The 25836-nt window shown below is 34.3% G+C and carries 26 protein-coding genes; 24 read left to right on the top strand and 2 right to left on the bottom strand.

Features of this window, described 5'->3' with window-relative positions:
- Positions 1-15: 15 nt before the first annotated feature.
- Positions 16-639 carry a hypothetical protein gene (locus tag IGJ26_RS10765; protein ID WP_005234960.1) on the bottom strand — a complete coding sequence of 208 codons (624 nt, stop codon included), beginning with the start codon at positions 637-639 and terminating at the stop codon, positions 16-18.
- Positions 640-1128: 489 nt separating this feature from the next.
- Here IGJ26_RS10765 and IGJ26_RS10760 point away from each other — a divergent pair, with 489 nt between their 5' ends.
- From IGJ26_RS10760 to IGJ26_RS10750, 3 genes are all read left to right on the top strand, one after another.
- Positions 1129-1506 (top strand): DUF7006 family protein, encoded by a 378-nt coding sequence (locus tag IGJ26_RS10760; protein WP_005234961.1) that lies wholly within the window; start codon positions 1129-1131, stop codon positions 1504-1506.
- Positions 1507-1644: 138 nt separating this feature from the next.
- On the top strand, positions 1645-2412 hold the full coding sequence (locus tag IGJ26_RS10755; protein WP_005234965.1) for a putative ABC transporter permease: 768 nt from the start codon (positions 1645-1647) through the stop codon (positions 2410-2412).
- A gap of 205 nt (positions 2413-2617) precedes the next feature.
- Positions 2618-3814 carry a 3D domain-containing protein gene (locus IGJ26_RS10750; RefSeq protein WP_194199525.1) on the top strand — a complete coding sequence of 399 codons (1197 nt, stop codon included), beginning with the start codon at positions 2618-2620 and terminating at the stop codon, positions 3812-3814.
- Between the two features lie 298 nt (positions 3815-4112).
- On the opposite strand, the gene IGJ26_RS10745 is transcribed toward IGJ26_RS10750, so the two are convergent.
- Positions 4113-5582 (bottom strand): helix-turn-helix domain-containing protein, encoded by a 1470-nt coding sequence (locus IGJ26_RS10745; RefSeq protein WP_016621502.1) that lies wholly within the window; start codon positions 5580-5582, stop codon positions 4113-4115.
- A gap of 860 nt (positions 5583-6442) precedes the next feature.
- Between IGJ26_RS10745 and IGJ26_RS10740 the strand changes: the two genes are divergently transcribed.
- From IGJ26_RS10740 to IGJ26_RS10640, 21 genes are all read left to right on the top strand, one after another.
- Positions 6443-7312 (top strand): hypothetical protein, encoded by an 870-nt coding sequence (locus tag IGJ26_RS10740; RefSeq protein ID WP_008378789.1) that lies wholly within the window; start codon positions 6443-6445, stop codon positions 7310-7312.
- Between the two features lie 45 nt (positions 7313-7357).
- The gene (locus tag IGJ26_RS10735; protein ID WP_228085206.1) at positions 7358-8290 is read left to right on the top strand and encodes an LCP family protein; all 933 of its coding nucleotides are present in this window, start codon (positions 7358-7360) and stop codon (positions 8288-8290) included.
- A 15-nt stretch (positions 8291-8305) separates the two neighbouring features.
- Positions 8306-9085: a YveK family protein gene (locus IGJ26_RS10730; RefSeq protein ID WP_008378786.1), complete on the top strand. Its 780-nt coding sequence runs from the start codon at positions 8306-8308 to the stop codon at positions 9083-9085.
- A gap of 9 nt (positions 9086-9094) precedes the next feature.
- The gene (locus IGJ26_RS10725; protein ID WP_005234973.1) at positions 9095-9802 is read left to right on the top strand and encodes a CpsD/CapB family tyrosine-protein kinase; all 708 of its coding nucleotides are present in this window, start codon (positions 9095-9097) and stop codon (positions 9800-9802) included.
- A 23-nt stretch (positions 9803-9825) separates the two neighbouring features.
- Entirely contained in the window at positions 9826-10590 is a 765-nt protein-coding gene (locus IGJ26_RS10720; protein ID WP_194199526.1) for a CpsB/CapC family capsule biosynthesis tyrosine phosphatase, read from the top strand.
- 12 nt (positions 10591-10602) lie between these two features.
- Positions 10603-12420 (top strand): nucleoside-diphosphate sugar epimerase/dehydratase, encoded by a 1818-nt coding sequence (locus IGJ26_RS10715; protein WP_194199527.1) that lies wholly within the window; start codon positions 10603-10605, stop codon positions 12418-12420.
- 12 nt (positions 12421-12432) lie between these two features.
- Positions 12433-13047 carry a sugar transferase gene (locus IGJ26_RS10710; protein ID WP_185933399.1) on the top strand — a complete coding sequence of 205 codons (615 nt, stop codon included), beginning with the start codon at positions 12433-12435 and terminating at the stop codon, positions 13045-13047.
- Complete coding sequence (locus IGJ26_RS10705; protein WP_430599608.1) at positions 13044-13823, top strand: NAD-dependent epimerase/dehydratase family protein; 780 nt, start codon at positions 13044-13046, stop codon at positions 13821-13823. Before IGJ26_RS10710 ends, IGJ26_RS10705 begins: the two co-directional genes overlap by 4 nt.
- A 31-nt stretch (positions 13824-13854) precedes the next feature.
- Positions 13855-14865 (top strand): hypothetical protein, encoded by a 1011-nt coding sequence (locus tag IGJ26_RS10700; protein WP_194199529.1) that lies wholly within the window; start codon positions 13855-13857, stop codon positions 14863-14865.
- Entirely contained in the window at positions 14859-15455 is a 597-nt protein-coding gene (locus tag IGJ26_RS10695) for a DapH/DapD/GlmU-related protein (RefSeq protein ID WP_142971603.1), read from the top strand. Before IGJ26_RS10700 ends, IGJ26_RS10695 begins: the two co-directional genes overlap by 7 nt.
- Entirely contained in the window at positions 15448-16176 is a 729-nt protein-coding gene (locus IGJ26_RS10690) for a glycosyltransferase family 2 protein (protein ID WP_185933398.1), read from the top strand. The genes IGJ26_RS10695 and IGJ26_RS10690 overlap by 8 nt, the downstream gene beginning before the upstream one ends.
- Positions 16163-16942: a glycosyltransferase gene (locus IGJ26_RS10685; protein WP_194199530.1), complete on the top strand. Its 780-nt coding sequence runs from the start codon at positions 16163-16165 to the stop codon at positions 16940-16942. Before IGJ26_RS10690 ends, IGJ26_RS10685 begins: the two co-directional genes overlap by 14 nt.
- 11 nt (positions 16943-16953) lie before the next feature.
- Positions 16954-17796, top strand: coding sequence for an NAD-dependent epimerase/dehydratase family protein (locus IGJ26_RS10680; RefSeq protein WP_142971606.1), 843 nt, complete (start codon positions 16954-16956; stop codon positions 17794-17796).
- Entirely contained in the window at positions 17786-18865 is a 1080-nt protein-coding gene (locus IGJ26_RS10675) for an EpsG family protein (protein WP_194199531.1), read from the top strand. Before IGJ26_RS10680 ends, IGJ26_RS10675 begins: the two co-directional genes overlap by 11 nt.
- 76 nt (positions 18866-18941) lie before the next feature.
- Positions 18942-20045, top strand: coding sequence for a glycosyltransferase (locus tag IGJ26_RS10670; protein WP_194199532.1), 1104 nt, complete (start codon positions 18942-18944; stop codon positions 20043-20045).
- A 42-nt stretch (positions 20046-20087) separates the two neighbouring features.
- Positions 20088-20957, top strand: a complete 870-nt coding sequence (rfbA, locus tag IGJ26_RS10665) for a glucose-1-phosphate thymidylyltransferase RfbA (RefSeq protein WP_142971611.1) — start codon at positions 20088-20090, stop codon at positions 20955-20957.
- Between the two features lie 2 nt (positions 20958-20959).
- Positions 20960-21541: a dTDP-4-dehydrorhamnose 3,5-epimerase gene (rfbC, locus tag IGJ26_RS10660; protein WP_005236920.1), complete on the top strand. Its 582-nt coding sequence runs from the start codon at positions 20960-20962 to the stop codon at positions 21539-21541.
- Positions 21542-21554: 13 nt separating this feature from the next.
- Positions 21555-22583 (top strand): dTDP-glucose 4,6-dehydratase, encoded by a 1029-nt coding sequence (rfbB, locus tag IGJ26_RS10655; RefSeq protein WP_034872201.1) that lies wholly within the window; start codon positions 21555-21557, stop codon positions 22581-22583.
- Positions 22584-22633: 50 nt separating this feature from the next.
- Positions 22634-23473 (top strand): dTDP-4-dehydrorhamnose reductase, encoded by an 840-nt coding sequence (rfbD, locus tag IGJ26_RS10650; protein WP_142971613.1) that lies wholly within the window; start codon positions 22634-22636, stop codon positions 23471-23473.
- Positions 23474-23513: 40 nt separating this feature from the next.
- Complete coding sequence (locus IGJ26_RS10645) at positions 23514-24680, top strand: nucleotide sugar dehydrogenase (protein ID WP_194199533.1); 1167 nt, start codon at positions 23514-23516, stop codon at positions 24678-24680.
- 34 nt (positions 24681-24714) lie between these two features.
- Complete coding sequence (locus tag IGJ26_RS10640) at positions 24715-25782, top strand: TDP-N-acetylfucosamine:lipid II N-acetylfucosaminyltransferase (RefSeq protein WP_194199534.1); 1068 nt, start codon at positions 24715-24717, stop codon at positions 25780-25782.
- Positions 25783-25836: the final 54 nt, after the last annotated feature.

The raw sequence follows: 25836 nt of genomic DNA, 5'->3' as shown, positions 1-25836 counted from the left end.
TTCCAGATGTTTTGTTTATTCTTCTTTGAAGCTGTTCATGATCGCTGTTAGCTCGTCTTTTGAAGAGTCGTATAAGCTTTCTAACGTCCAACCATACAACTGAACATAATTATTGTCGGTTTCAAGTACATAATAAATATAGTGGATATTTAGCCCTTCAACTGTCGCTGGGAAATCAACGAAATAGGCCTTCGTGTCAGGAATTGGTAAAAAGGTGGCGGTCGTATCGAAGCTTGTTGCCAAATTTTCTTGAACCAATCCGAGATAAGTTTCTAAATCGGCAAAATCTTGTTTCGATTCAACGACTGCAGCTAAGTATTTCGTTTCTAACGCATCTGACAACATGAAATCATTGTCAGGATTCAATGAAGTGAAATCGGGTACCTCTTGCCAATTACTAGGCAAATCGATGGTATAGTTTGTGCCACTCACGCCTGTGATGGTTTGTTCCGAACTCGGTAAAGCCGCTTCGCTGGAAGAGCCCGTCGATTCTTGCGCGACTTCTGTTGACGAAGTCATAGATAAGCTTGTAGCGCTTGCATTTTCCGTGCTTTCTGAAGCTGGTTTCTCCTCTTTTGGCGTACAGCCAGCAAAAAGAAGTGTGAACCCCAATAAACTAAAAACAACACTTTTTCTCATTATTCTCACGTTCCCCTTTGTTTTCTATTTTCAAATAACCAACATTATTTAGTTAATCGTATAATAGGAAAGGAAATAACGCAATAAAATATTCTCAGTTACTGCATGAAAAGAAAAAAATAAAGGATTGTTAAATAATAAATTTAAAAAAATGAAGCCGAAATAACTGACTGTTACCGCTTATTTTCACTTTTTTCTTAGATTGATGCAAAAGTTGATTATAAATACGGGGCGACTTTTGCTATGCTTTAGAAAAGAAAGGAAGCATTAAAAGAATAGTGAAGTTAAAAATTGTGTCGGTTATATCTATAAAATAATAGTGTGTTTTTTATTTATCTATTTGTTTTGAATAATTGTCAGAATTTTGTTGCGAAATACTATGGCTTCTTTCGATACAAAAAGTAGGGCGACATCAGCGACAGCCGGATAGAGAAAGATAGCTCAAAGCGGCGAGGAATAGAAGAAACATAAGATCTACGTTTAAAAATAATGGAACTAGGGGGAAGGAAATTGTTTTATCAATCAGTAAATGAGTATCTAGTAAAAATGAGAGAAGGATTATCTGCTGAAACCATTAAAGGTGAAATGCCATCAGTCTATGCGTACTGGTTAGCACAGGAAGCAGAATTGAAAAAAATATTGAAAAACAAAGACATGGCTTTTTGGATGGATATCCAAAGAGTTCTCTTGATCGATGCAAAATTAGTATTACTTCGCAGTTACATCAATGACTACGATTTTCACGGATTTTCCGAAGATGAGATCATTGCAAATGTGGAACAAGATCATTTTACCTTTAACAAAGAACTGTGTGGCTATAGTTTGAAAGAACAAGTGCACCCATCAATTATTTTTGGTGATCAATAAGCAACGAAAAAAGAACGTTCAAACAGGGAATAAGCTACTGCACTGATTCAAAATAAGACTGATTGATTTGTGGTATGATTGTGATGACAAGTACGATTGCACAAATCATTGTGACAGTTTGAAAAGGAGCGGATAGGTATGGTTCAATTTGAACGGATCATTTTATTATTTTTCTTGTACTCATTTATCGGTTGGCTTTGGGAAACCATTTATTGCTCACTAAAAGCCAAGCACTTTGTTTATCGGGGCTTCCTTGTTGGTCCCATCACACCCATCTACGGCTTTGGGATTCTTGGCGTTGTCTATTTATTGCGGCCATTGCATGAGCAAGTGATTCCACTGTTCTTTGCGGCAGCGTTGTTGGTTACCGTGCTTGAATATGTGACAAGTTATTTACTTGAGCGTTTTTTTCATGCCTCATGGTGGGATTATAAAGAAGTCCCATTAAATATCAATGGACGGGTGGCATTGCCGATTTCTCTTTTTTGGGGCGTGTGCTGTGTGCTCATTGTTCGATTTGTTCATCCGCAAATGCTGGAGATTGTTCAAACATTGAGTGCTCGCGTAGGATTCTTATTGCCAGTTTTCTTATTGATGGTTCTCTCTTTTGATATGGGCTATACCCTAGCTAACTTGGTTGCCTTTCAGAAAGCGGTGCAACAGGTCAATCAAGCCTTTGAACAGCACAAAAAAGAATTGGCTGAAAATATTGAGCAATATAAAAACGATTGGCAAGGGCGCTTCGCAGCGTTTCCAGAAGAATGGCGCGTATTAAAACAGAATCTACCGAGATTGAATTTCCATCAAAGAAGACTCTTAAAAAACTTTCAAAAGTTAGAAATCAATCAGATAAAAAGCAGTCAGGAATTGTCTCGATTTATTGAAGCGATCCGTAAGAAAAAATAGGTTTGTTACGGTAAGGTTACAAAAAATAAACCCTTATCAATGCTGATTCTTCCCACTTCTGACTGATTTCAGTTGAAAAAGACGATTAAAACACCCACTATTACGATAATTTGTAACAAATTGTAAAGGTCCTGCAATAAAATTCTTCTTAAGAATTTGTATAATAGGATATGTTGGAAAACATAGTGAGAAGTGAGGGAATTTTTTGAAGGCAAAGAAACTACGAACAATCGTTGTCGCTGTCTTTGCGGCAGGAATCGTTTCTCCAATCTTTGCGCAGGCTGAGTCACTTGAATCATTGCAAGAGCAAGAAAGTGCCGTCATGCAGCAAAGTCAGGAAATCAGTACGGAAGTACAGATTGCATTGACTGATGTGAATGCGAAATACAGTGAGGTAGAAGAGCTAAAAGCTCAAATCGCTGAAAATGAAGAATCATTAGCAACAACCAAAGCAGAAATCAAAACTGCACAAGAAACAATTGAAAAGCGTGAAGCAGTCGTTGCGGAACGTATGAAAGACATCCAAGTCAATGGCGGGGCTACCAGAGACTGGACGGTACTGTTAGAATCATCAAACATCCAAGATTTTATCAATCGTGCCTATGCGATGACGATGTTACAAAACTTGGAAAAAGAAAAGATCGATTCATTAACAGCTGAAAAAGAAAAGCTAGAAGCTTTAGAAGAAAAAGCACAGTCAACACAGCAATCATTGAAAGAAAATCAAACCGCATTAGAATCAGAAGCCAAAACACTGGATTCAAAAATTGCGAATCTACAAGCCCAATTGAAAGAAAACGAATCAACTTTGGCACAAATCGCTTCAAGCAAAGAAGCTGAAACAGCTCGCTTAGCTGCTGAAAAAGCAGCAGAAGAACGAGCAGCCAAAGAAGCGGCAGAACAAGCAGCGAAAGAAAAAGCAGAAAAAGAAGCAGCCCAAGCTGCCGAACGTTCAAGCGCTTCTGAATCACAATCGTCTGCTTCATCGAGCAGCAATACGACTGAAAGCAGCACCTCATCATCGAGCAGCTCTTCAAGCAGTAACAATAGCTCAAATAGCAGCTCAAGCAATACCAACAACAACAATAATAATAGCAACAACAGCAATACAAGCAGTGGTCGGACATTGATGATGGAATCAACTGCCTACTCTTATAAAGAAGCTGGCTCCAGTTTCTTTACAGCAAGCGGTACAGACTTACGTAAAAATCCAATGGCAGTTGCCGTGGATCCAAGCGTGATTCCATTAGGCACCTTAGTCAATGTTGAAGGCTATGGCGTAGCACTAGCGCTTGATACTGGTGGCGCGATTAAAGGAAATATCATTGATGTTCACTTTGATAACGTAGCACAATGTATCCAATGGGGACGTCGTCAAGTAAAAGTAACGATTCTCGATTAATCAATCAACTAGCAAGAAGCAGCTCACTGAATGAAGTGGCTGCTTCTTTTTTGCTTTTAATAGAATAAGGCATAAGTAGAGAGCGTATCGCTGTGTCAGTGCCGACCCGAATGGATACGCTCTATTTTGATTTAAATTGCTCACAAGTCCTTACAATCGTTCTCTCAGATATTTATTTTGTGGTGATCTAATCATACTAGAGAACGATATGTTTTTTAATACCTAAAATGAAAATGGGGCTGAAGAATCAGTTATGATTCCTCAGTCCCATAAATTAAAGAGCCAAGATTTTCGTTTATCAAGGATTGAAATTGGCATTCAGTTTTTCCTCTAAAGCTTCCCAGTCGTGCTCATCGGGAAAAGTTTTGAATAGCAAATAATCAATGTCTTGGGCATATTCGGTAATGTATTCCGTATAGTTGGTGACGATCAAGTCAATTTGATTTTTTTCCAAATAGCCTGCCGACAATTCATTGGAGTCTGGAAAATAAAATGTCCGAGAGCTGCGCAAATAACGAACAGATTTGCATTTTAATAATTGGCATAAATAAAAGGGGCCTTCAAACAAAAAAGCGATATTCTTCTTTGCTTGCCAGTACAAAGATTTAATAGAGGTAACGTACATCGTAAGACTCGTTCCTAAGTGTTCCAGTGTGATACTGTCCCAAATTTCTCTGGCTAATGGTTGCGTCAACAGATAGTTTTTAAATAGATGGTAATCATCCATATACGCCTCTTCGACAAAATGAACGGTATCCGAAATCATATGGTTTAATAAGGGGGATAATAATTGCTTGATTTTTGCTACCGTAAAAAAGGATTCTACTAAGAGCCGGTCACGAGCGCTATCTTGAGTATCTGGCAAACAATCCTTGACAAAGGCTGCAGCAAGCTGCTTAATTTCAGGCCAATGATTATACTCTTTACAAAAGGTTTGTTCGATCGCCAAGTTGCTGATCGAGCGACGGGTTTTCACCAATAAGAACAAATAAAGGACTTCCTCATAGGGAAGTTCTTTTTGGTATTGTTCACTCATTGCCTCGTTGATTTCAGAAAATAGCCGAAAATCATTATATTGCTCAAATATTTTTTTTATTTGCTTAGGCAACTCGATACCTTGACCCGCACAATGGCGCTCAAAGGTGATATACAAGTAATAATTGAATTCACCAAACGAACAAGCATGCTGGTCAAGTTGATAACATCTAGAAAAAGCGCTAGCAGTGATATTTTGGATGGCGATCGGCGGAAAAATCGTGTGGGCAGTAATTTCCGATTCGTAATAGAAATCATGGAAAAACTTGCGAATATTGATCTCCTCACCAATAAAGCAAATAGGATTGGTTTGGATCTCCAAACGATAGAAAGAAAAAATCGGTTGCACTTTCCGCAAATAGCGAAGAACAGTGCTTTCTGATATATGGTATTTCTCAGCCCATTCAGATGAGCTATAAAGATCATTGTGGAAAATACTTTCGATGATATGGAACAGAATCTCATTGGCAATCAGCGCACGTTTTTTCGTTAAATAAACAGCTGAATGTTTGATCGAAAAAATATACCCCTTGTGAGAAGAGTCGATCGATAAACAATCACCAAAGTACTCTTTTAGATCCGTCACATCCGTAACGATCGTTCGCGTGGTACTTCCTGAAATTTTTGCCAAACCTTGAGTCGAACATTGATAATTTTTCTCGAATGCCCTCAAAATTTTCAGCCATCGAATCGTTGCAGTGTTAGTAATAAAATTTATTTGAAAATTTCTCAAGACGTGGCTCCTTTCATGAACAAAATCGCAAATCTTACTTATTCATCTTAAAGAAGATAGGGAAGAAAAAACAAATCACGTATTTCATCGATTGGTGAAATCTATACCTGAGTCTATGCGAGATTTTTTGCATTTTCTATAAATCAACTGACGATCGGCATATATATAGGTAGAAACACGTTTTTCCCAGCATATCGAAGAAGATTGATGGAAATTGAATAGCCAGAGAGGGGGCGAGACGGTAAGTTTTTAGTGGTGGAATAAAAATTAAATGATTATTGTTTTTCGGGGGGCGATTGAATATTAAGGGGAACAGAATTGAAGAAAAAAGTCACTTTGCGAAAGACAACTTATAATTTTAACAGGAACGATTGACGTAAATAAATAGCAGCCGCAAAGGAAACCCTAAGTGCGCCAAGAAAAGAATTCAGCTTTGCCAAATTAATTTATAATAACAAGAAAAGTGTATAAAAATACTTTCTGAATTTCTTATCTTTTCTATTTATAATGAAAAGATGTTGAGAAAGTGAACGAATATAATCTCTTAAGGTTATTTTTCTATAATGTGACAACCTTCAAAGGTGATGAGAACAACGATTATAACTGAATTACTCATTATTTAAAATGAGGGTTTAAAAAAACTGTCAAGTAAAGTAGACGTTATTTATGGTTTTTTAAAATAACTGATGTTTGGCATGATATAAGTCTTTTATTGACGAAAAATATACCTTAATAAATAAAAAACGGGAATTTCCTTTATTTAATGATACATTTCTCTTATAATAAACTAGAATTGCCTTTATTATGTGAGAGGAAGGCAGAATGCTTAAACAAGCACAATTGAAGTAGGGAGTGTGTTCATGGGAAAGCCGTTAATAAAGACTTTGACTGTTTTAGCCGTTGGTATTGGCGCCGTTGCAATTTGTTTTATTGGTTACCGACAAAATAACCAAAGGCAATATCAGCAACGAGTCGAATATGCACAGACAGCGATTGCCAGCGAAAAAGATCGCATCAATGAGTTGTCAAATGAAATTGCTGAATTTTACAGCAACGAAGATCAAACGTTTTTGCGAAAAGATCTTAAAGAAGAAGACGTTCTTAAAACAGTCGCAAAACTTTCTGCAGTGAAAGTATCTGCAGACGATTATGGGATCGATGATGATGCACTGCCAAGTGAGTCAGTGGAGATCCAACAAGAAAAAACCGCCCTTGATGATCAGCTAAAAGACATCGAGGCAAAATTAAAAGTACAAGCGGATACGGAAGCCTTATTTACTGAAGGTGTTTCAAATTGGCAAAGTGCTGAAAATGATGTCATCATTAGAGCTGATCTAAAAGAAACGGATGTCGGGAATGTCCGTGAAAATCTGAGCTTTTTTGAGGATAGTAAATGGAAAGAGTTAGTCGTTTCCTATTTAGAATATGCGGATACTCAATTGGACCGCATTGCAAAATTACAAGAAACTTTTGATGAAATGCTTGATGGGGATGAGGTGACAAGTGAAGTCACCTTAGAAAAATACCTGAGTGCAGTCGACAGTATCAGCAAAGTTCGCAACGAAGAATTGAAAGAGAAATTCACCGAATTAGCAGATAAAGTCGCTACCCAAATGGGGTACACAGGATACAGCACGTATACACCCCCCGCTTCAACGGAAAGTTATTCAGAGGATACATCCGCAGGAGATGGCACCTGGACAGATCAAAGTTCAGACACTGTTTACTAATTTAAAGATGTATCGAAGAAAATAGAGATAACTGGAGGAAAGCAAATGTCAAAAGGAAAAAAAATCTTTTTAATCATCTTTTCAATCGTTGCAGTGTTAGTCATCGGAATGATCGGTGTCGCTGCAAAATTATATTTTGATGTATCAAGCTCAATTCAAGAAACCTATCAATCAGTCGAACGTGATCGAGAAGATCGTCTACGTGAAAATGATGTCGACCTATCCCAAAAAGATTCCTTCTCGGTTTTACTGATGGGGATCGATACCGGTGATTTAGGAAGAGTCGAACAAGGACGTTCTGATACCATGATGGTTGCGACCATCAGCCCACAAGACAATCAGACGACGGTGGTGAGTATTGGAAGAGATTCCTATGTTGATATCGTTGGACATGGGACGACAGATAAAATTAATCATGCCTATGCTTTTGGTGGACCAGCGATGGCAATGAATACCGTAGAAAAATTCTTGGATATTCCGATCGATCATTATGTATCAATCAATATGGCTGGTTTGAAAGAATTAGTCGATGCGGTTGGCGGCATTGAAGTTGATAATGAAATCACCTTTTCGCAAGACGGCTTTGATTTTGCTATCGGACGTACATCACTAAATGGCGAACAAGCCCTTGCCTATTCAAGAATGCGTTATGAAGATCCAAACGGCGATTATGGACGTCAAGAACGCCAACGTAAAATCGTTGAAGGGATCGTTAAGAAAGTCTTGAGTCTTGATGGAATCACCCAATATCAAACGATCTTAAATGCCGTTGAGCAAAACATGAAGACAGATATGAGTTTCGATGACATGCGAACCTTAGCATTTAACTATCGCAGTGCCTTTCAAACGATCAAACAAGATCAGTTGCAAGGGGAAGGATTCATGCAAGACGGCATCTCATATCAGCGTGTGAGTGACGAAGAACTAGCAAGAGTTCAAAAAGAGTTGAAAGCTCAACTAAATCTAGAGAATGAATAGGAAAGTGGAGAAAAGATGGAAGAAACAATTAGCTTAAAAGAAATATTCGCAATTCTACGGAAACACTTAGCTGCTATTTTTATTTCAATGTTTGCTGGTTTAGCTTTAGCAGGAATATTCACCTTCTTTGTCATTACACCGAAATACAGTTCACAAGCTCAGTTGATTGTGACATTGCCACAATCCGAAACTACCAATGCCAACGATGTGAATACAAACTTGCAAATGATCAATACGTATAAAGATATGATTGTCAGTGACTTGGTTATGACACAAGTAAAGGATCGTTTGGAGTCTGAAAATAACCTTGACTTGACTGTCGGACAATTGAAAGAATCCATTTCGATCAACCAGTCACAGAACTCACAGATGTTTTCCATTCAGGCAACTAGTACAAATGCAGTGTCAGCGCAAAATATTGCCAACACAACAGCATTGGTCTTTCAAGAAAATGCTCAAGATGTTATGAATGTTGATAAAATCTCAATCATTTCAAGTGCGGTAGCTAGTACTACACCAGTTTCACCTAACAACAAACTAAATTTAGCCATTGGTCTGGTATTAGGGATCATGGTCGGTGTCGGTTTAGCCTTCTTATTGGAGCTACTAGATCGAACTGTCAAAGATGATAAATTTGTAACCGAAACATTAGGCTTTACCGTATTGGGTACTGTACCCCAAATGTCACCAAAAGAATTGGCTGCGACCATTCAGAAAAAGCCAAGCGCACCATTTATTAAGAAACCGCAAGGCGACAAAACGGCAGAATCACGCCGTAGTCGTAGCCGGGTCTAGGAGGGAACAATGATGGCAAAAAAACAAGAACGTACTGGGACACAGACACATGCAGTAAGTTTGATCACGCTAATTGATCCTTCTTCACCAATCTCAGAGCAATATCGTACGATCCGTACAAATATTCAATTTGCGTCTTCAGCAGATAAACAAATCAAGACCATTGTTGTTACTTCTTCTGGTCCAGGTGAAGGGAAATCGACAACTTCAGCTAATTTAGCGGTTGTTTTTGCAAAATCAGGACAACGAGTATTGTTAGTTGATGCCGATATGCGAAAGCCTACTGTATACAAAACATTCAGCTTAAACAATGCGAGTGGATTGAGTACCGTATTAAGTACCTCAACGAGCGTCCTTGAAGCAGCTCAAAAAACGGTGATTGATAATTTATCTGTCTTAACCAGCGGACCAAAACCACCAAATCCATCTGAGCTACTTGGGTCAGCACGAATGAACCAAGTGATGGAAGAAGCGAAAAACCTTTACGATGTGGTTATCTTTGATATGCCACCAGTTGTAGCAGTCACCGATGCACAAATCATGGCATCTAAAGCAGATGGGACGATCTTAGTGGTTCGAGAAAATGTTGCACGTAAAGAATCCTTAACAAAAGCGAGAGATCTTTTGAATATGGTTCAAGCAAGAATCATTGGGGTGGTCTATAACGGTGCCGAACACTCGAAAGATTCAGGTTACTACTATTATTATGGAAATTAATTAATTTGAAGGAGACGAGAGAAATGATTGATTTACATTGCCACATTTTACCAGGAATTGATGATGGTGCAGAAGACATCAATGCGAGCATTGCTATGGCTGAAAAAGCGATTAGCCAAGGAATTACGCATATCCTTTGTACCCCACATCATAACAATGGAAAATACCGCAATCCGAAGTTAGAGGTCATTTCTCTCGTTACTTCTTTACAAGAAGAATTAGACGCACGGAACCTGCCCTTGACAGTTCTTGAGGGGCAAGAGGTTAGGATAACAGGAGATTTAATTGAGGATATACAGAAAAATGACATCCTTTTTACAGATCTTGATGATACGTATATCTTGATAGAATTTCCTACGATTGAAGTTCCTACGTATACAGAACAAATATTCTTCGATTTACTACAGCTGGGAAAGACTCCAGTCATTGTCCACCCCGAGCGGAATGCTCATTTTAGAAAAGACCCTAACAATCTCATCCCTTTTTTGGATATGGGCTGTTTGGCACAGTTAACTGCGCCAAGTTATGTCGGCGTATTTGGAAAAGAAATCCAAAAAACAGCAAAAACAATGGTTGAACATAATCTTGTTCAGATGGTCGCTTCGGATGCCCATGGCGTTACAAAACGCACCTTTAATTTAAAAGAAGCTTATGAGCAAATTGAGCAAGATTTTGGCATGCTCAAAGTGACATTGATGAAACAAGTAGCAAAAGATTTGATAAACGGGGATCAAATCAGTTTTCCAGCTTTTACAGAAGTGAAAAAAAAGAAATTCGGGTTATTTTAGGGGGCAACTGGGTTGTTTGAATTAACGAGAAGAAGAAAAATTGTAACTTTGATAGTTGTAGATAGTTTATTGATCATAGCAGCGAATATAGCAGCAGTTTATTTTATGAAACCCTTTGTGGCGATTCCAAAAGAATTTACATTGATGTCGGTGAGCCTTTCTGTCGGTTTCTATCTTTTTTATGGTTCCGTGTTTCGTGTTTTTTCTCGGATCAATCGTTACACGAATTTGAAAGAAATGATTGCTATCTTCTTGGCTGTATCATGCAGCGCTTTTACTTGTAACGTAATCTTGTTTTTCGGTGACGAAACCTATAGCGTGCGCTTAGTGATCTTTACGTACTTTCTTTCGCTCTTTCTGATTATTGCTAGTCGATTGATTTGGCGGATCTATATTGAAAGAAAAAACATGAGGGGGACGTCCAATGAGGTTGTCAAAAATACCCTGATCGTCGGTGCAGGAGAAGGCGGCCGTATTCTTTATAATAGCTTTGTAGGTTCGAAAACGGCAAGTGACATTAATATTATCGGATTTGTCGATGATGATCCGAATAAACGAAACACTTATCTTTCTGGTAAAAAAGTCTTGGGTTGTATCAGTGATTTACCTGATTTGATTCAAAAGTATGAGATCAATATGGTTACGATCGCTATTCCATCCTTGTCACGGAAAAAATTGCGGAGTATTTTTAGCTTAATTGAACCTTTGCATGTCAAAGTCAACACGATGCCATCAATGGAAGAAATCGCCTCTGGAAAAATCAGCACATCACGTTTGAAGAAAATCGATGTCGTTGATTTGCTAGGCAGAGACGAAGTCAAATTGGATATCGACTCCATCAAAGATCAAATTACTGGAAAGACGATATTAGTGACTGGTGCTGGTGGATCGATCGGTTCCGAAATCTGTCGCCAAGTGATTCAATTCAATCCTAAAAAACTAGTTTTATTAGGACATGGCGAAAACTCGATTTACTTAATTGACCGTGAGTTGAAAATCAATTTTAAAGACAATATTACCGAAATCGTTCCCGTTATAGCAGATATACAAGATCGAGAAAAGATGTTTGAAATCATGAAGGAAGTCAAACCGGATATCGTTTATCATGCGGCAGCCCATAAACACGTACCGTTGATGGAATACAATCCTAAAGAGGCAGTCAAAAATAATATTTACGGAACCAAGAATACTGCTGAAGCTGCCAAAGCCGCGAAAGTGAAGAACTTCGTAATGGTCTCTACAGATAAGGCCAATAACCCTCCTAACGTCATGGGAGCGACAAAACGCATCTCTGAGATGATTGTTACCGGCTTAAATGAAAAAGGTTGCACGAAATTTTCTGCTGTGCGTTTTGGCAATGTATTAGGTTCAAGAGGCAGTGTGATTCCAGTATTCCGTGAGCAAATAGCAAAAGGTGGACCAATCACAGTAACTGATTTTCGTATGACCCGCTATTTCATGACGATCCCAGAAGCTAGTCGCTTGGTTATTCAGTCAGGGGCACTTGCTAAAGGTGGCGAAATCTTCATTTTAGATATGGGCGAACCGGTGAAAATCGTTGATCTTGCGAAGAATATGATTCGTCTAAGTGGTTATAGTGAAGAAGAGATTGAGATTATTGAAACCGGGATTCGACCTGGGGAAAAATTATATGAAGAGCTTTTGCTGGATAAAGAACGAAATGATGAAGCAGTCTTTGAGAAAATTTTTGTTGGGAATATCAAAGGATATTCATTGGAAGAGGTACTTTGTTTTGTAGATGCACTTCCTAAAGATAGTGCTACATTGGCTAATGAAATTGTGAAATTTGCAAATGCTTCAAACAAATAGGAGTGGGTTTTGTTGTACAAGGATGGATTGAAACGAATCATTGATTTTATTTTGTCGTTAATGGGGATTGTTGTGTTATCACCAGTTTTATTACTTTTATGTTTAGCAATAAAACTAGATTCTAAGGGACCCATTATTTTCAAGCAAAAACGGGTTGGTAAAAATAAAACTCATTTTAATATTTATAAATTCAGAACAATGAAGATTGATACACCAAAAGAAATGCCAACACATCTTTTAGAAGATCCTGATTTTTATATCACCAAGGTCGGGAAATTTTTAAGAAAAACCAGTTTGGATGAGCTGCCTCAATTATTCAATATTATTAAAGGCGATATGGCTGTCATTGGGCCTCGTCCAGCGCTATGGAATCAATATGATTTGATCGAAGAACGTGATAAGTATGGGGCAAATAATATTCGACCAGGATTGACTGGGTTGGCTCAAATTAGTGGTCGAGACGAGCTTGAGATTCCAATTAAGGCCAAGTTAGATGGCAAATATACGGATAATATTAGTTTAAGGATGGATATAAAATGCTTCTTTGGTACGATTACTTCTGTTTTCAAAAGTGACGGTGTCGTTGAAGGCGGGACTGGAACGATGAAGAAGGAGGAAATCGAATGAAAAGAATTCTAATTACAGGAGAAAATAGCTATATTGGTAATTCATTTTTAAAATATATTAGCAAATTTCCAGATGATTATATTGTTGATACAATAAGTGTTCGAGGAAAAGAGTGGAAAAATGTTAATTTTTCAGAATTTGATTCAGTTATTCACCTTGCCGGCATTGTTCATAAAAGGAATGTTAATTCAAGTATATATTATTCTATAAATACAGCACTAAGTGAAGAGTTAGCAAAAAAATCAAAATATGATGGTGTAAAACAATTCATTTATTTCAGTAGCATGTCAGTTTTTGGTACACAAAACGGTGAAATCAATAAAGGTACAGAGTGTAATCCCCAAAATCATTATGGAAAATCAAAACTTCTAGCGGAAAATATATTATTAAAGTTAAGTTCTGATAGTTTTAAAGTGGCAATAGTAAGACCTCCTATGGTATATGGTGAGCATGCCCCGGGTAATTATAAAAAGCTAAAAATATTAAGCAGATATGCAGTTATGTTTCCAAATAGTAATAACAAAAGAAGTATGATTAGTAGTAATCTTTTGTCGAAGCATATAAAAAAACTGGTAGATACAAATTTTTATGGGTATTACCATCCCCAAGATGCAGAATATATTAATACTTCGTTTATGATTAGAAATTTGAGATTGAAGAATAATAAGGAAACCTATTTAGTAAAAATGTTTTTTCTGAAAAAAATAAAAATAAGTATAATTAATAAAGTATTTGGCGATTTATATTATGGTCGTGGGTTTTACGATTTATTATAATATAATCGATTTCAAAAAAATGGAGACAAGTATGGATAAGAGGATTTTATTTATCGGAACTAAATTTTTTAGTATAGAAGAACAATTAATCGGAAAATTTGAAGAGTATGGTTTTTGTGTGGATTTTTTTGACGACAGACCAAGTCAAAATTCTTGGTTCAAAGGAATATCGAAGTTGAACGCGAAAGTAACTAGACCTTTTAACAAAAGGTATTTCAATAAAATAATTGAATCTACTCGTGAAAGAAAATATGATATAATTTTTGTCCTTAATGGTAAAACTGTTGATGCAACTTTTTTAAAAAAGCTGAAAGGAATTTTCACGAAAGCAGAATTTGTTTTTTATACTTATGATTCAATTAAAATATATCCGGAAATATATAATACATTAAAATTTTACAATAGAAGATATACATTTGATTTATTAGATTCTAAAGAAATAACCGAACTAAGTTTTCTTCCATTATTTTATAATAAAAAAATAGTAGAAACTGCAGATACGTATACTGATAAAAATATTGATTTATTAAGTGTCTGCACTGCTCATTCAAATAGATATAAAGTTATAAAAGAACTTTTTCCAGTTCTGAAAGCTGAAGGTGTAAATGTTTTTTCTTATCTGTATTTAAATAAACTTCAATATTTATATAATAAAATTTTTGATGTAAATTTTAAAAATTCTAAAAAACAGGAGTTTGAATTTATTCCATTATCTGAAAAAGAAAATTATAAATTGCTTAAAAGCACTTCTGTTGTTTTTGATGTTGAGCATTCAAAACAAACCGGGCTTACTATGAGAACAATAGAAACTCTGGGATTTAATAAAAAACTTATAACTACAAACAAAAACATCAGGAATTACAATTTTTATGATTCTAGAAATATTTTTATATTAGAAAATGCTTACTCAATTTCAAATCTAGTTAAATTCATTTTCTCTCCCTCGCATGATGTGCCAAAAGAAATTTATGAACAATATGAAATTGATAAGTTTGTTAGAATAATTTTAGGATATGATGACTTAGGAGATTATTTATGTTGAAAAATTATCCTTTAGGAGAATCTATTAAGCTGTTTTATTATTTAGTGTTGACAAAGTTTTTTTACCGAAAAGCAAGATTAATCAGAAGACCGTTTTATATCAGAAGTAAAAATCTATTGTCCTATCAAAAAGGATTTACAGTAGGAAGATATTGCCGATTTGATTTAGGAAATGGTATTTCCAAAAAAGGCAAAACACTAATATTTGGAACCGATTGTAAAATAGGAGATAGGGTCCATATTGTAGCTTCTCAAAAAGTTTTATTTGGAAATAATTGTTTAGTAGCATCTAATGTATTTATCTCAGATACTTCTCATGGGAAATATAATGAACTCAATCAATCTTCGCCGGAAAGTTTTCCAGATTTAAGAGAATTAACTTGTTCTGCAGTAGTTATTGGTGATCGTGTTTGGATTGGTGAAAATGTTGCTATTCTTCCTGGAGTAACGATTGGTAATGGTGTAATAATTGGAGCTAATACTGTTGTAACTAAAAATGTTCCTAATAATAGTATTTATGTCGGAAATCCTGGAAAAGTAATAAAAAAATTTAACAAACATACCAATCAGTGGGAGAGAATAAATGAATAAAAAAATCTCGGTTTGCATGGCTACGTATAATGGTGAAAGATTTATTAAACAGCAAATTGATTCTATTCTATTACAACTTGATGCAGAGGACGAATTAATTATATCTGACGATGGTTCGACTGATCAAACGGTTCATATTATTAAATCATATGATGATGAAAGAATTAAATTTTTCCAAAATACTTTGGAAAAAGGTTATACAAAAAATTTCGAAAATGCTTTAAATAAAGCTACTGGCGATATTTTTTTCTTGTCTGACCAAGATGACGTGTGGATGGAGAATAAGGTAGTGATTTGCAAAAAATTTTTAAATAATTATGATTTTGTTATAAGTGATGGGTATATTACTGATCAAAATCTAATTAAACTTAATGAAACGCATTTTCAGAAATATAATGTAAAGAAGGGATTTTGGTATAACACCTTAAAAACAAGATATGTAGGTGCATTTATGGCATTTAATAAAGATGTCTATAATTTAATTTTACCTTTTCCGGCTAAACAAAAATTTTCTCCCCATGACTATTGGATTACTTTGATTGCAGAGCATAACTTCAAGGTGAAATTAATTGAGCAGCCATTAGTTTTGTATAGGAGGCATGGAACTAATGTGACTGGTGAAACAAGTCAAAGATCAATTATCCAGAAACTTTCTCAAAGAATATATACATTGATTAATTTGTTTAGAAGAACGAAGAGGTTTAAATATGAACAGAAATGATAAGTTGTTTTATATTGTGGTGGTATACAATCAACCGTTAGCAGAAAATAGCTCTATATTAAATATCAATGATACTAATCAAATACTTATTGTTGATAATAGTATAGATGAAATAATAAAAGAAAAAAACAAAATTTTTTCCGAATCAAATCAAATGATTTATTTAGATATGGAAGGGAATCAAGGAATCAGTAAAGCTTATAATTGTGCAATTAAATATATTGAAAATAAACATAATAGTTTTTGGATTATGACATTAGATCAAGATACATTGGTTTCGAAAGAATATTTAAATAATATAAATCAAGCAATTAAAGATATTCCTGAAATAAAAATTAAAACTGGAATTATAAAATTTAAATCTGGTATAGGGTCTCCAAAAGCCTATAATAATAAAATTATAAAAGTACCTGGAATATATAAAGATTTAATTTGCATAAATAGTTGTTTAGTATTACATTCCGATATAGTGAGAAAAATTAATGGATATGATGAACGGCTTTTTTTGGATATGGTAGACTATTTACTTTTTCATCAAATCAATTTAAACGAACATGAAGAAATAGAAGTCGTTGCTGGAAATATTTATCAGAATTTTTCTGGAGAGGAATACGATGATTATAGTAAAACAATGGCTAGATATAATTTGTTTAAAAAAGATTTTAAAACTTATTGTATTTTAACACATAAATCATTTTTTTATAAATACAAAATATTAATTAAAAGAAGAGCGAATATAATTCGGAAATACAAGCGTATTATTTAGGAGGCTGTTAAATGAAAATACTAGTTACTGGATCAAATGGATATTTAGGAAAAGGGATTGTAAAAGATTTACTAAAAACATCCCATGAGGTACATATTGCAGATATTAATAATAGTATCGAGTTAGAAGGAAAAGTATATAACTGCGATATTTTTGCTGTAGAAGATCCATATTATTATTTTGGACAACCGGATATATTGCTTCACTTAGCATGGAGAAATGGTTTTGTACACAATGATAGTTCGCATTTAGAAGATTTAGCAAAACATATAAAATTTTTGGATCATTTCATTGCTCATGGCAAAACAAAAATATCTGTTATGGGGACAATGCATGAAATAGGTTTTTTTGAGGGGAAGATTACGGAACATACTCCGTGTTTCCCGTTGAGTAATTATGGTATAGCTAAAAATTGCTTGCGAGATTATTTAATCAAAGAAAATCAGAGCTCTGATTTTTCGCTCCAATGGCTAAGAGCTTTTTATATTGTTGATAATAATGTTCAGGGAAATTCAATTTTTTCTAAAATAGCTAAACAAGCCAAAGACAATAAAGTTGAGTTTCCGTTTAATACCGGAAAAAACTTATATGATTTTATAGATTATGATCAATTTTGCAAAGATGTAGTAGAAGTTGTAACTCAAGACTTAGTGAATGGGATAATAAACATTTGTTCAGGTGAACCATTAAGACTTTCAGAAAGAGTTGAAGCATTTATTGATGAAAATAACTACAACATAAAATTGAAATATGGTGAATACCCGGATCGTATATATGACTCGAGAGCAATATGGGGAGACAAAACTAAATTAACTAAAATAAAAAACTTGAGGGATTCAAGCAATGTTAATTAGTCTATCTATATTTATTTATATTTTAGGTATTTACAATTCTTGTCATAAAAAAACCAATAAAATAATAAGTTGTTTATTAATTTTTTTAGTTTTAATACTTATGGGAGGGGTAACAAATAATCCCGACTATCTTAATTATCAATACATTTATGATTACAATATATCTGGTTTAGAACTTGGGTTTAGTATGCTAATGGATTCTGCTCGGTCGCTTGGTTTCTCATATAATGCATTTAGATTAATAGTAATATTTATATCACTTTTATTTGTTAATAAATTCTTAAATAATCTCAATGTAAAAAAAGATTTATATTGGATTATATATATACCTTACTTAATGATATTGGACAGTATTCAAATCCGAAATTTTTTAATGATTTCGCTCGTACTTTTTGGTTTGAAATATTTAATAGAAAACAACAATTTTAAAAACAATGTTATTTTTTTGGTTATTGTAATAATATCTTCTTCTATTCAGAAGCTTGGTCTTTTTTATTTGTTGTTTCCATTCTTTTTGTTTTTTTTAAGAAAAGGTAAACATATTTTTGTTTATATTTTTATCATTTTCTTTTTCTCTATTTTATTAGTGACACCTGATATTTATATTCCACTACTAGATTTTATTACAAATAACTTTTTGATAGGAACTGATCAAAGTTTCTACTTGATAAGAAAGGTTGATTTGGGCTTTTTAGTATTTTGGTTTCTCTCTTTCATTATACTAGTGGTAACTTTCATTTATAGCAATAAAGTCCATAAAATTATAAATCCTAGAGATAAATCAGTAATTAGAATACTATCGTCATTCGTATTTTTTTCCTCACTATTTATTCCTTTGTATATAATTGATTTGACGTATTGGAGACTGATGAGGAACGCTATACCAGCTTTTATAATAATCAACCTCCTATTCTTGAAAAAAGAAAATAGATATTTTTTCAATAGACAGGAAAGACTTTTCTTATACAGTTTGAACGGGATTTTTATAATTATCATATTGTTTTTTGAAGTTTTACCTATTCTACAAACAAGCTTTTTACCAATGTTTTTAGAAAATTGGATGTTTTAAATAATTTAGGTTGTTCTAAGTCTATAAATACGAATAGTTGGTATATTAAAAAAGTTATAATAAGGGATGTTTTATATTGATTAAAGGACTATATATTTGTGAAGAGTTTGCATCGTTACCAGGTATAGAAAAAAAGATTCTTAGTCAAATAAGATTAATGGAACAGAATCTTGGTGCAATGGAATTAGTAAAAATAAAATACAGTTTTTTTGAAAAGCTAAAAAATAAGTTACCTTATTTTTCTGCTAACTATAATCAGTTGAAAAAAATCATACCTAGAATAAATGAATTTAATTTTATTTATATTAGGAAGCCTTCAGTATTAACAAAAAAATTTATCCAATTGATAAATAAAGTAAAAGAATTAAATCCTAATATAATAATATTGATGGAAATACCCACATATCCATACGACAATGAAATAAAAATGACTTTGAAAAATGTCTTTTCTTTAAGAAAAGATAAATATTGGAGAGGTAAATTAAAACCGATTGATAGAATAGTAACTTTTTCAAAGGACAAAATAATCTTCGGGATTAAGACCATAACAATATCCAATGGTGTGGATTTTAAAAGAGTTCCACTGAAAAATAATAATCTTAAAAACAATACAATTGATTTAATAGGTGTTGCTTCTATTTCTGAATGGCATGGATATGACAGGATTATAACAGGATTGAAAAACTATGAAAATACAAACTCTCATATTGATGTGAAATTTCATATTGTTGGTGATGGAAATCAAGATGTGCTTAATACTTATAAAAATATGGTGAAAGAATACAACATTTCCGATAAGGTCATATTTCATGGGAAGTTAACTGGGAAAGATTTAGATAGAGTGTTTGATAAATCAGATATAGGTGTAGATGCTCTTGGTAGACATAGATCAAATGTTTATTACAATAGTTCCTTAAAAGGAAAGGAATATTTAGCTAGAGGAGTTCCTATCATATCCGGTGTTGAAACAGAGTTGGATGATATGAAAGAATTTAAAGCATACATGAGAGTGCCAGCAAATGATAATTCAATTGATATTACTGAGGTCATCCAATTTTATTTGAGCATACTTATCAAAAATATACATCCTAAGGATATAAGAGAATTTGGAGAACAAAACTTTGATTTTGGTAAAACAATGATCCCAGTGATAAAGTTTCTCTCAAACAGATTAAAATAATAATATTAAAAAATCATAAATATTAAGAGGAGAATTGATGCTATGAAAGGAATTATATTAGCAGGAGGATCAGGCACACGATTGTATCCACTCACAAAAGCAACATCGAAACAATTGATGCCAATTTATGACAAGCCAATGATCTATTACCCTATGTCTACGCTGATGCTGGCTGGCATTAAAGAGATCTTGATCATCTCTACACCGCAGGACACCCCGCGATTCGAAGAGCTCTTTGGTGATGGACGGGAATTAGGACTTCAGATAGAATACGCAGTACAACCCTCACCAGATGGCCTTGCACAAGCTTTCATCATTGGGGAAGAATTTATTGGAAATGAGAGTGTCTGCCTGATTTTAGGAGATAATATCTACTATGGCGGTGGCTTATCTAAGATGTTACAAAAAGCTGCTCAAAAAGAAGAAGGTGCCACGGTATTTGGTTATCATGTAAACGATCCAGAACGTTTTGGTGTGGTAGAATTTGATGAGTCGATGCAAGCTGTTTCGATTGAAGAAAAACCCGCTATGCCAAAGTCTAGCTATGCCGTGACAGGTTTATACTTCTATGATAATCAAGTTGTTGAGATTGCTAAAAAAATTGTCCCTTCTGAACGAGGAGAATTGGAAATCACCGATATCAATCAAAAGTATCTTGAAGAAGGAAAACTCTCAGTAGAAGTGATGGGACGGGGATTTGCTTGGTTAGATACAGGTACACATGAGTCCTTACTAGAAGCATCCACGTTCATTGAAACCATTGAAAAGCGACAAAATCTTAAAGTTGCTTGTTTAGAAGAAATTGCTTATCGAATGGGTTATATCAATCAGGAGCAATTGATCGCATTAGCACAACCATTGAAAAAAAATCAATATGGTCAATATTTATTGAACCTGGCAAGTGAGGCATAAACATGGGAAAATTAACCGTAACAAAAACAAAATTGACAGATGTCTTGATTTTAGAGCCTGCTGTCTTTGGTGATCATCGTGGTTTCTTCACCGAAAGCTATTCTCAAGCTGATTTTCAAGAAGCAGGAATCACACAAACCTTTGTACAGGACAATCATTCCTTGTCCGTTGAAGCAGGTGTTTTGCGAGGACTTCATTTTCAAAAAGGAACTGCCGCGCAAACCAAATTGATTCGTGTGGTGACGGGTGCCGTTTTAGATGTAATCGTTGATATTAGAAAAGGAAGTCCAACCTATGGAGAATGGGAAGGCTATATTTTATCTGAAAGTAATCAGCGACAATTGTTGGTCCCTAAAGGATTTGCTCATGGATTCATGACATTGACTTCAAATGTAAACTTTTTGTACAAGTGTGATAATTATTATGATGCTCAGGCTGATGCAGGTATTGCATTTGATGATCCTGATTTGGCGATCGATTGGCCCATTGCAAAAGAAAAAGCGATTCTTTCGGAAAAAGACCAACATCACCCAACTTTAAAAGCGTTTGAAGAACAAAACCCGTTTATTTATGGCGAGATATAAGGAGCGAGTGGACATGAAAAAAATCATTGTAACCGGAGGGGCAGGCTTCATTGGGTCAAATTTCGTCCATTATGTCGTTAATCATCACCCAGAGATCCATGTCACTGTTTTAGATAAACTAACTTATGCTGGAAACAAAGAAAATCTAGCGGGTCTTCCAAAAGATCGTGTAGAGTTAGTGGTTGGCGATATTGCTGACAGCGCATTAGTCGATCAGTTGGTCCAGCAAACCGATGCAGTGGTTCATTATGCTGCAGAATCACACAATGATAACTCATTGAAAGATCCATTTCCTTTTGTTCAGACAAATCTGATTGGTACCTATACATTGATTGAAGCTTGTCGAAAATACGATGTGCGTTATCACCACGTATCAACCGATGAAGTGTACGGCGATCTACCGTTACGAAAAGATCTTCCAGGGCATGGGGAAGGACCAGGGGAGAAGTTTACCGACCAAACACCCTATAACCCATCTAGTCCCTATTCTTCCACAAAGGCTGGCTCTGATTTATTAGTCAAAGCTTGGGTTCGTTCGTTCGGTTTGCGGGCAACCCTTTCTAACTGTTCCAATAATTATGGTCCCTACCAACATATCGAAAAATTTATTCCACGCCAAATTACGAATATTCTGAGTGGCATTCGACCAAAATTATATGGTGAAGGAAAAAATGTTCGCGATTGGATCCATACAAATGATCATTCTTCAGCAGTATGGACAATCTTAACAAAAGGTCGAATTGGCGAGACTTACTTGATTGGTGCTGATGGAGAAGCAGACAACAAATCAGTCATTGAAACGATTTTAACATTGATGGGAGAGCCAAAAGATGCCTATGATCATGTGACTGATCGCCCCGGTCATGACTTGCGGTATGCCATCGATGCCTCAAAATTAAAAGAAGAATTGGGTTGGCAGCCGATGTTCACGGATTTTGAAGAAGGTCTAGCTGATACGATCGACTGGTATCGAAACAATCCTTCTTGGTGGCAAGATGAAAAAGATCAAGTTGAGAAAAGTTACGCAGAACAGGGACAATAAGGAATCAAAAGCAGGAGAGATCCTGCTTTTTTGAAAGGAAGCGATCATCTATGTACTTAATAACAGGAGGAAATGGCCAATTAGGCAGTGAATTACGTCATCTATTTGATGAAAAAGGTATTGACTACGTGTCTACCGATGCGAAAGAGATGGATATCACAGATGAAACGGTCACGATGGAGAAAGTAAAAGAAATCCACCCATCGGTTATCTTTCATTGTGCTGCGTATACCGCAGTTGATAAAGCAGAAGAAGAAGGCAAAGAATTAGATGAGTTAATCAATGTCACCGGCACAAGAAATGTGGCCCTGGCTGCAAAAGCTGTAGGTGCAAAACTTGTTTATATCAGTACTGACTATGTTTTTGATGGAGAAAAGCAAGTTGGCGAATACCAAGTCGATGATCAAGTAAATCCCCAAAATGAATACGGAAGAACCAAATTATTAGGGGAACAAGCAGTACAAGAAATATTGGAGGATTACTATATTATTCGTACTTCTTGGGTCTTTGGACAGTACGGACACAATTTTGTCTATACCATGAAGCGATTAGCTAAGGAACATAAGACTTTAACAGTAGTCAATGATCAATATGGGCGCCCAACTTGGACACGAACATTAGTAGAATTTATGCTTTATGTTATCGAAAAGCAAGCACCGACTGGAATTTATCATCTTTCCAATGATAACAGCTGCTCATGGCATGAATTTGCGTGCGAAATACTAAAAGATTCAGATGTAGTTGTCAAGCCGATTCCTTCTTCCAAGTTCCCACAAAAGGCGAAGCGACCACAATATTCGGTGATGAATCTTTCAAAAGCAAAAGAGTTGGGATTTGAAATCCCAACATGGCAAGAAGCTTTAAAATTGATGATGCAATCTTTTAGATGATTAAAAGTTATTATAAAATTTATGTATTGGTGGAATGAAAATGAAGATTTCTGTTTTTGGTCTAGGCTATGTTGGTCTAGCAAATGCATTATTATTATCTCAAAATGAATATGTTAAAGCTTATGATATTGTTGAAGAAAAAATTGAACTTTTAAGGCAAGCAAAATCACCCTTGGAGGACAAAGAGATACAAGAGTTTTTGGAAAGAAATGATTTAAATATCGAATTTACTAAAAATTTTGAAGACGCAGTAAACTATGGGGATTATTTAATTATAGCGACGCCGACTGATTATGATGAGGATAAAAATTTCTTTAACACTTCTACAGTTGAGCAAGTAATTGAAAAAGTATTAACAATTCGTCCTAATGCAATATTTATCATTAAATCAACAGTTCCAGTAGGTTATACTCTAGATGTCAAAGAAAAATTTAATACTGAGAATATTATTTTTTCTCCAGAGTTTTTAAGAGAAGGAAAAGCATTATATGATAACTTATTTCCTTCAAGGATTGTTGTAGGTGAAGTTTCAGATAGAGGACAAGAAATTGCAGAAATTTTTAAAAAGAATTCTTATAAAAACGATGTTAGAGTTCTATTAACAAATTCTACAGAAGCAGAAGCAATTAAACTTTTCTCTAATACCTACCTTGCTTTGAGAGTTGCATATTTTAATGAACTGGACACATATGCAGAAATCCGTGGGTTGAATAGTCAACAAATTATAGAGGGAGTAGGTTTAGATCCTCGAATTGGAAATCATTATAATAATCCATCTTTTGGATATGGAGGTTATTGCTTACCGAAAGATACGAAACAGTTGAGAGCGAATTATGCTGATGTACCTAGTAATATAATTGGTGCTATTGTGGAGGCAAACATTACTAGAAAAAACTTTATTGCTGAACAAATAGTTAATAAGAACCCCAATGTTGTGGGAATTTATCGTCTAACAATGAAAGCAAACTCTGATAATTTTAGATATTCATCAATTCAAGGAATAATGAAAAGATTAAAACAAAAAGGGATTAAGGTGGTCGTTTTTGAACCTACACTAAATGCTAATTATTTTTATGATTCAAAAGTCATAAAAGATTTTAAAGAATTCTCAGAAATATCAGATGTAATAATAAGTAACCGTTATGAAGATAGACTAAGAGAAGTTTGTCATAAACTATATACAAGAGATATTTTCGGAATAGATTAGACATTGTGTAAATAATTTTTAGGAGAGCAGATTAATGGGACAAAATATCATTCATATTTTTCCAAAGGAAAAGTTTACTACTGATTATGTGAGAATGATCAATGATCACATGAGTAATACTGACAGTCATATATTTTATTTATATGGAGAAGATAATTATGACAAGTTAATAAGTCCAATTATTTCCTATGATAATGTAAAGATACTCCAAATTAATATCAGATTTATTTATAGTATATTGAAATCAAATCAGGTAGTATTTCATTCGCTTTTCATGAATACAAAGACATTAAGTTTTTTTTCTCTAATACCTTTTTTAGCACGAAAATCCTCATGGGTGATTTGGGGAGCTGACTTATATGATTATAAAGTACTGAATAAAACCTTCAAGTTGAAGATTAGATATCTACTTAAAAAAAATCTTACAAGACGTTTAAAGAAAATTGCTGTTTTAACTGATTCTGATTTTAATTTATCTAAAAGATGGTATAAAACATGCGGAGAGAAATATAATGTTAGATATATTGACTACCAGACAATAGATTATATTGAAAAAATAAAAGAGAGTTCTATGGGAAGTCAAGAGGAAATTAATATTCTTGTTGGTAACAATGCAACTGCAACTAATAGGCATAAAGAGGTATTTGAATTACTAAGTAATTACCAAAAGAATAACTTCAAAGTCTATGTTCCATTATCATATGGTGATGAAACATATAAAAATGAAATAATTAATTATGGTAAGAAAATATTAGGTGACAAGTTTATACCGTTAACAAATTTTATGGATAAGAAAGAATATTATATATTATTATCAAAAATAAATGTCGCTTTTTTTAATAACGATAGACAACAAGCTTTGGGAAATATACGTATTTTATTTTATTTGGGCGCTAAGATTTATATGTATGGAAAAAGTTCCATGTATAAAGATTTCGAAAAAAAGTATAAAATTTATAATATGGAAATTGCGAAAAAAGAAGATTTTCTCGAAATTATTAATTATGATGAAGAAAATATTTTATATAATAGTAGAGTGGTTTCTGAATTTTTTTCTATAGACAAAGCTGTTAAAGAGTGGGCTCTATTATTTGAAAAGTAGTTAGAATTAATAATTGTTTAAACGATACATTTATTCAACTAGACTTGAGTATAT

The sequence above is a fragment of the Enterococcus sp. AZ095a genome (genome assembly GCF_050546735.1).
Classification (GTDB): Bacteria; Bacillota; Bacilli; order Lactobacillales; family Enterococcaceae; genus Enterococcus_D; species Enterococcus_D entomosocium.
The sequence above is the reverse complement of the archived record's forward strand: the minus strand, read 5'-3'. Positions and strand labels throughout refer to the sequence as shown.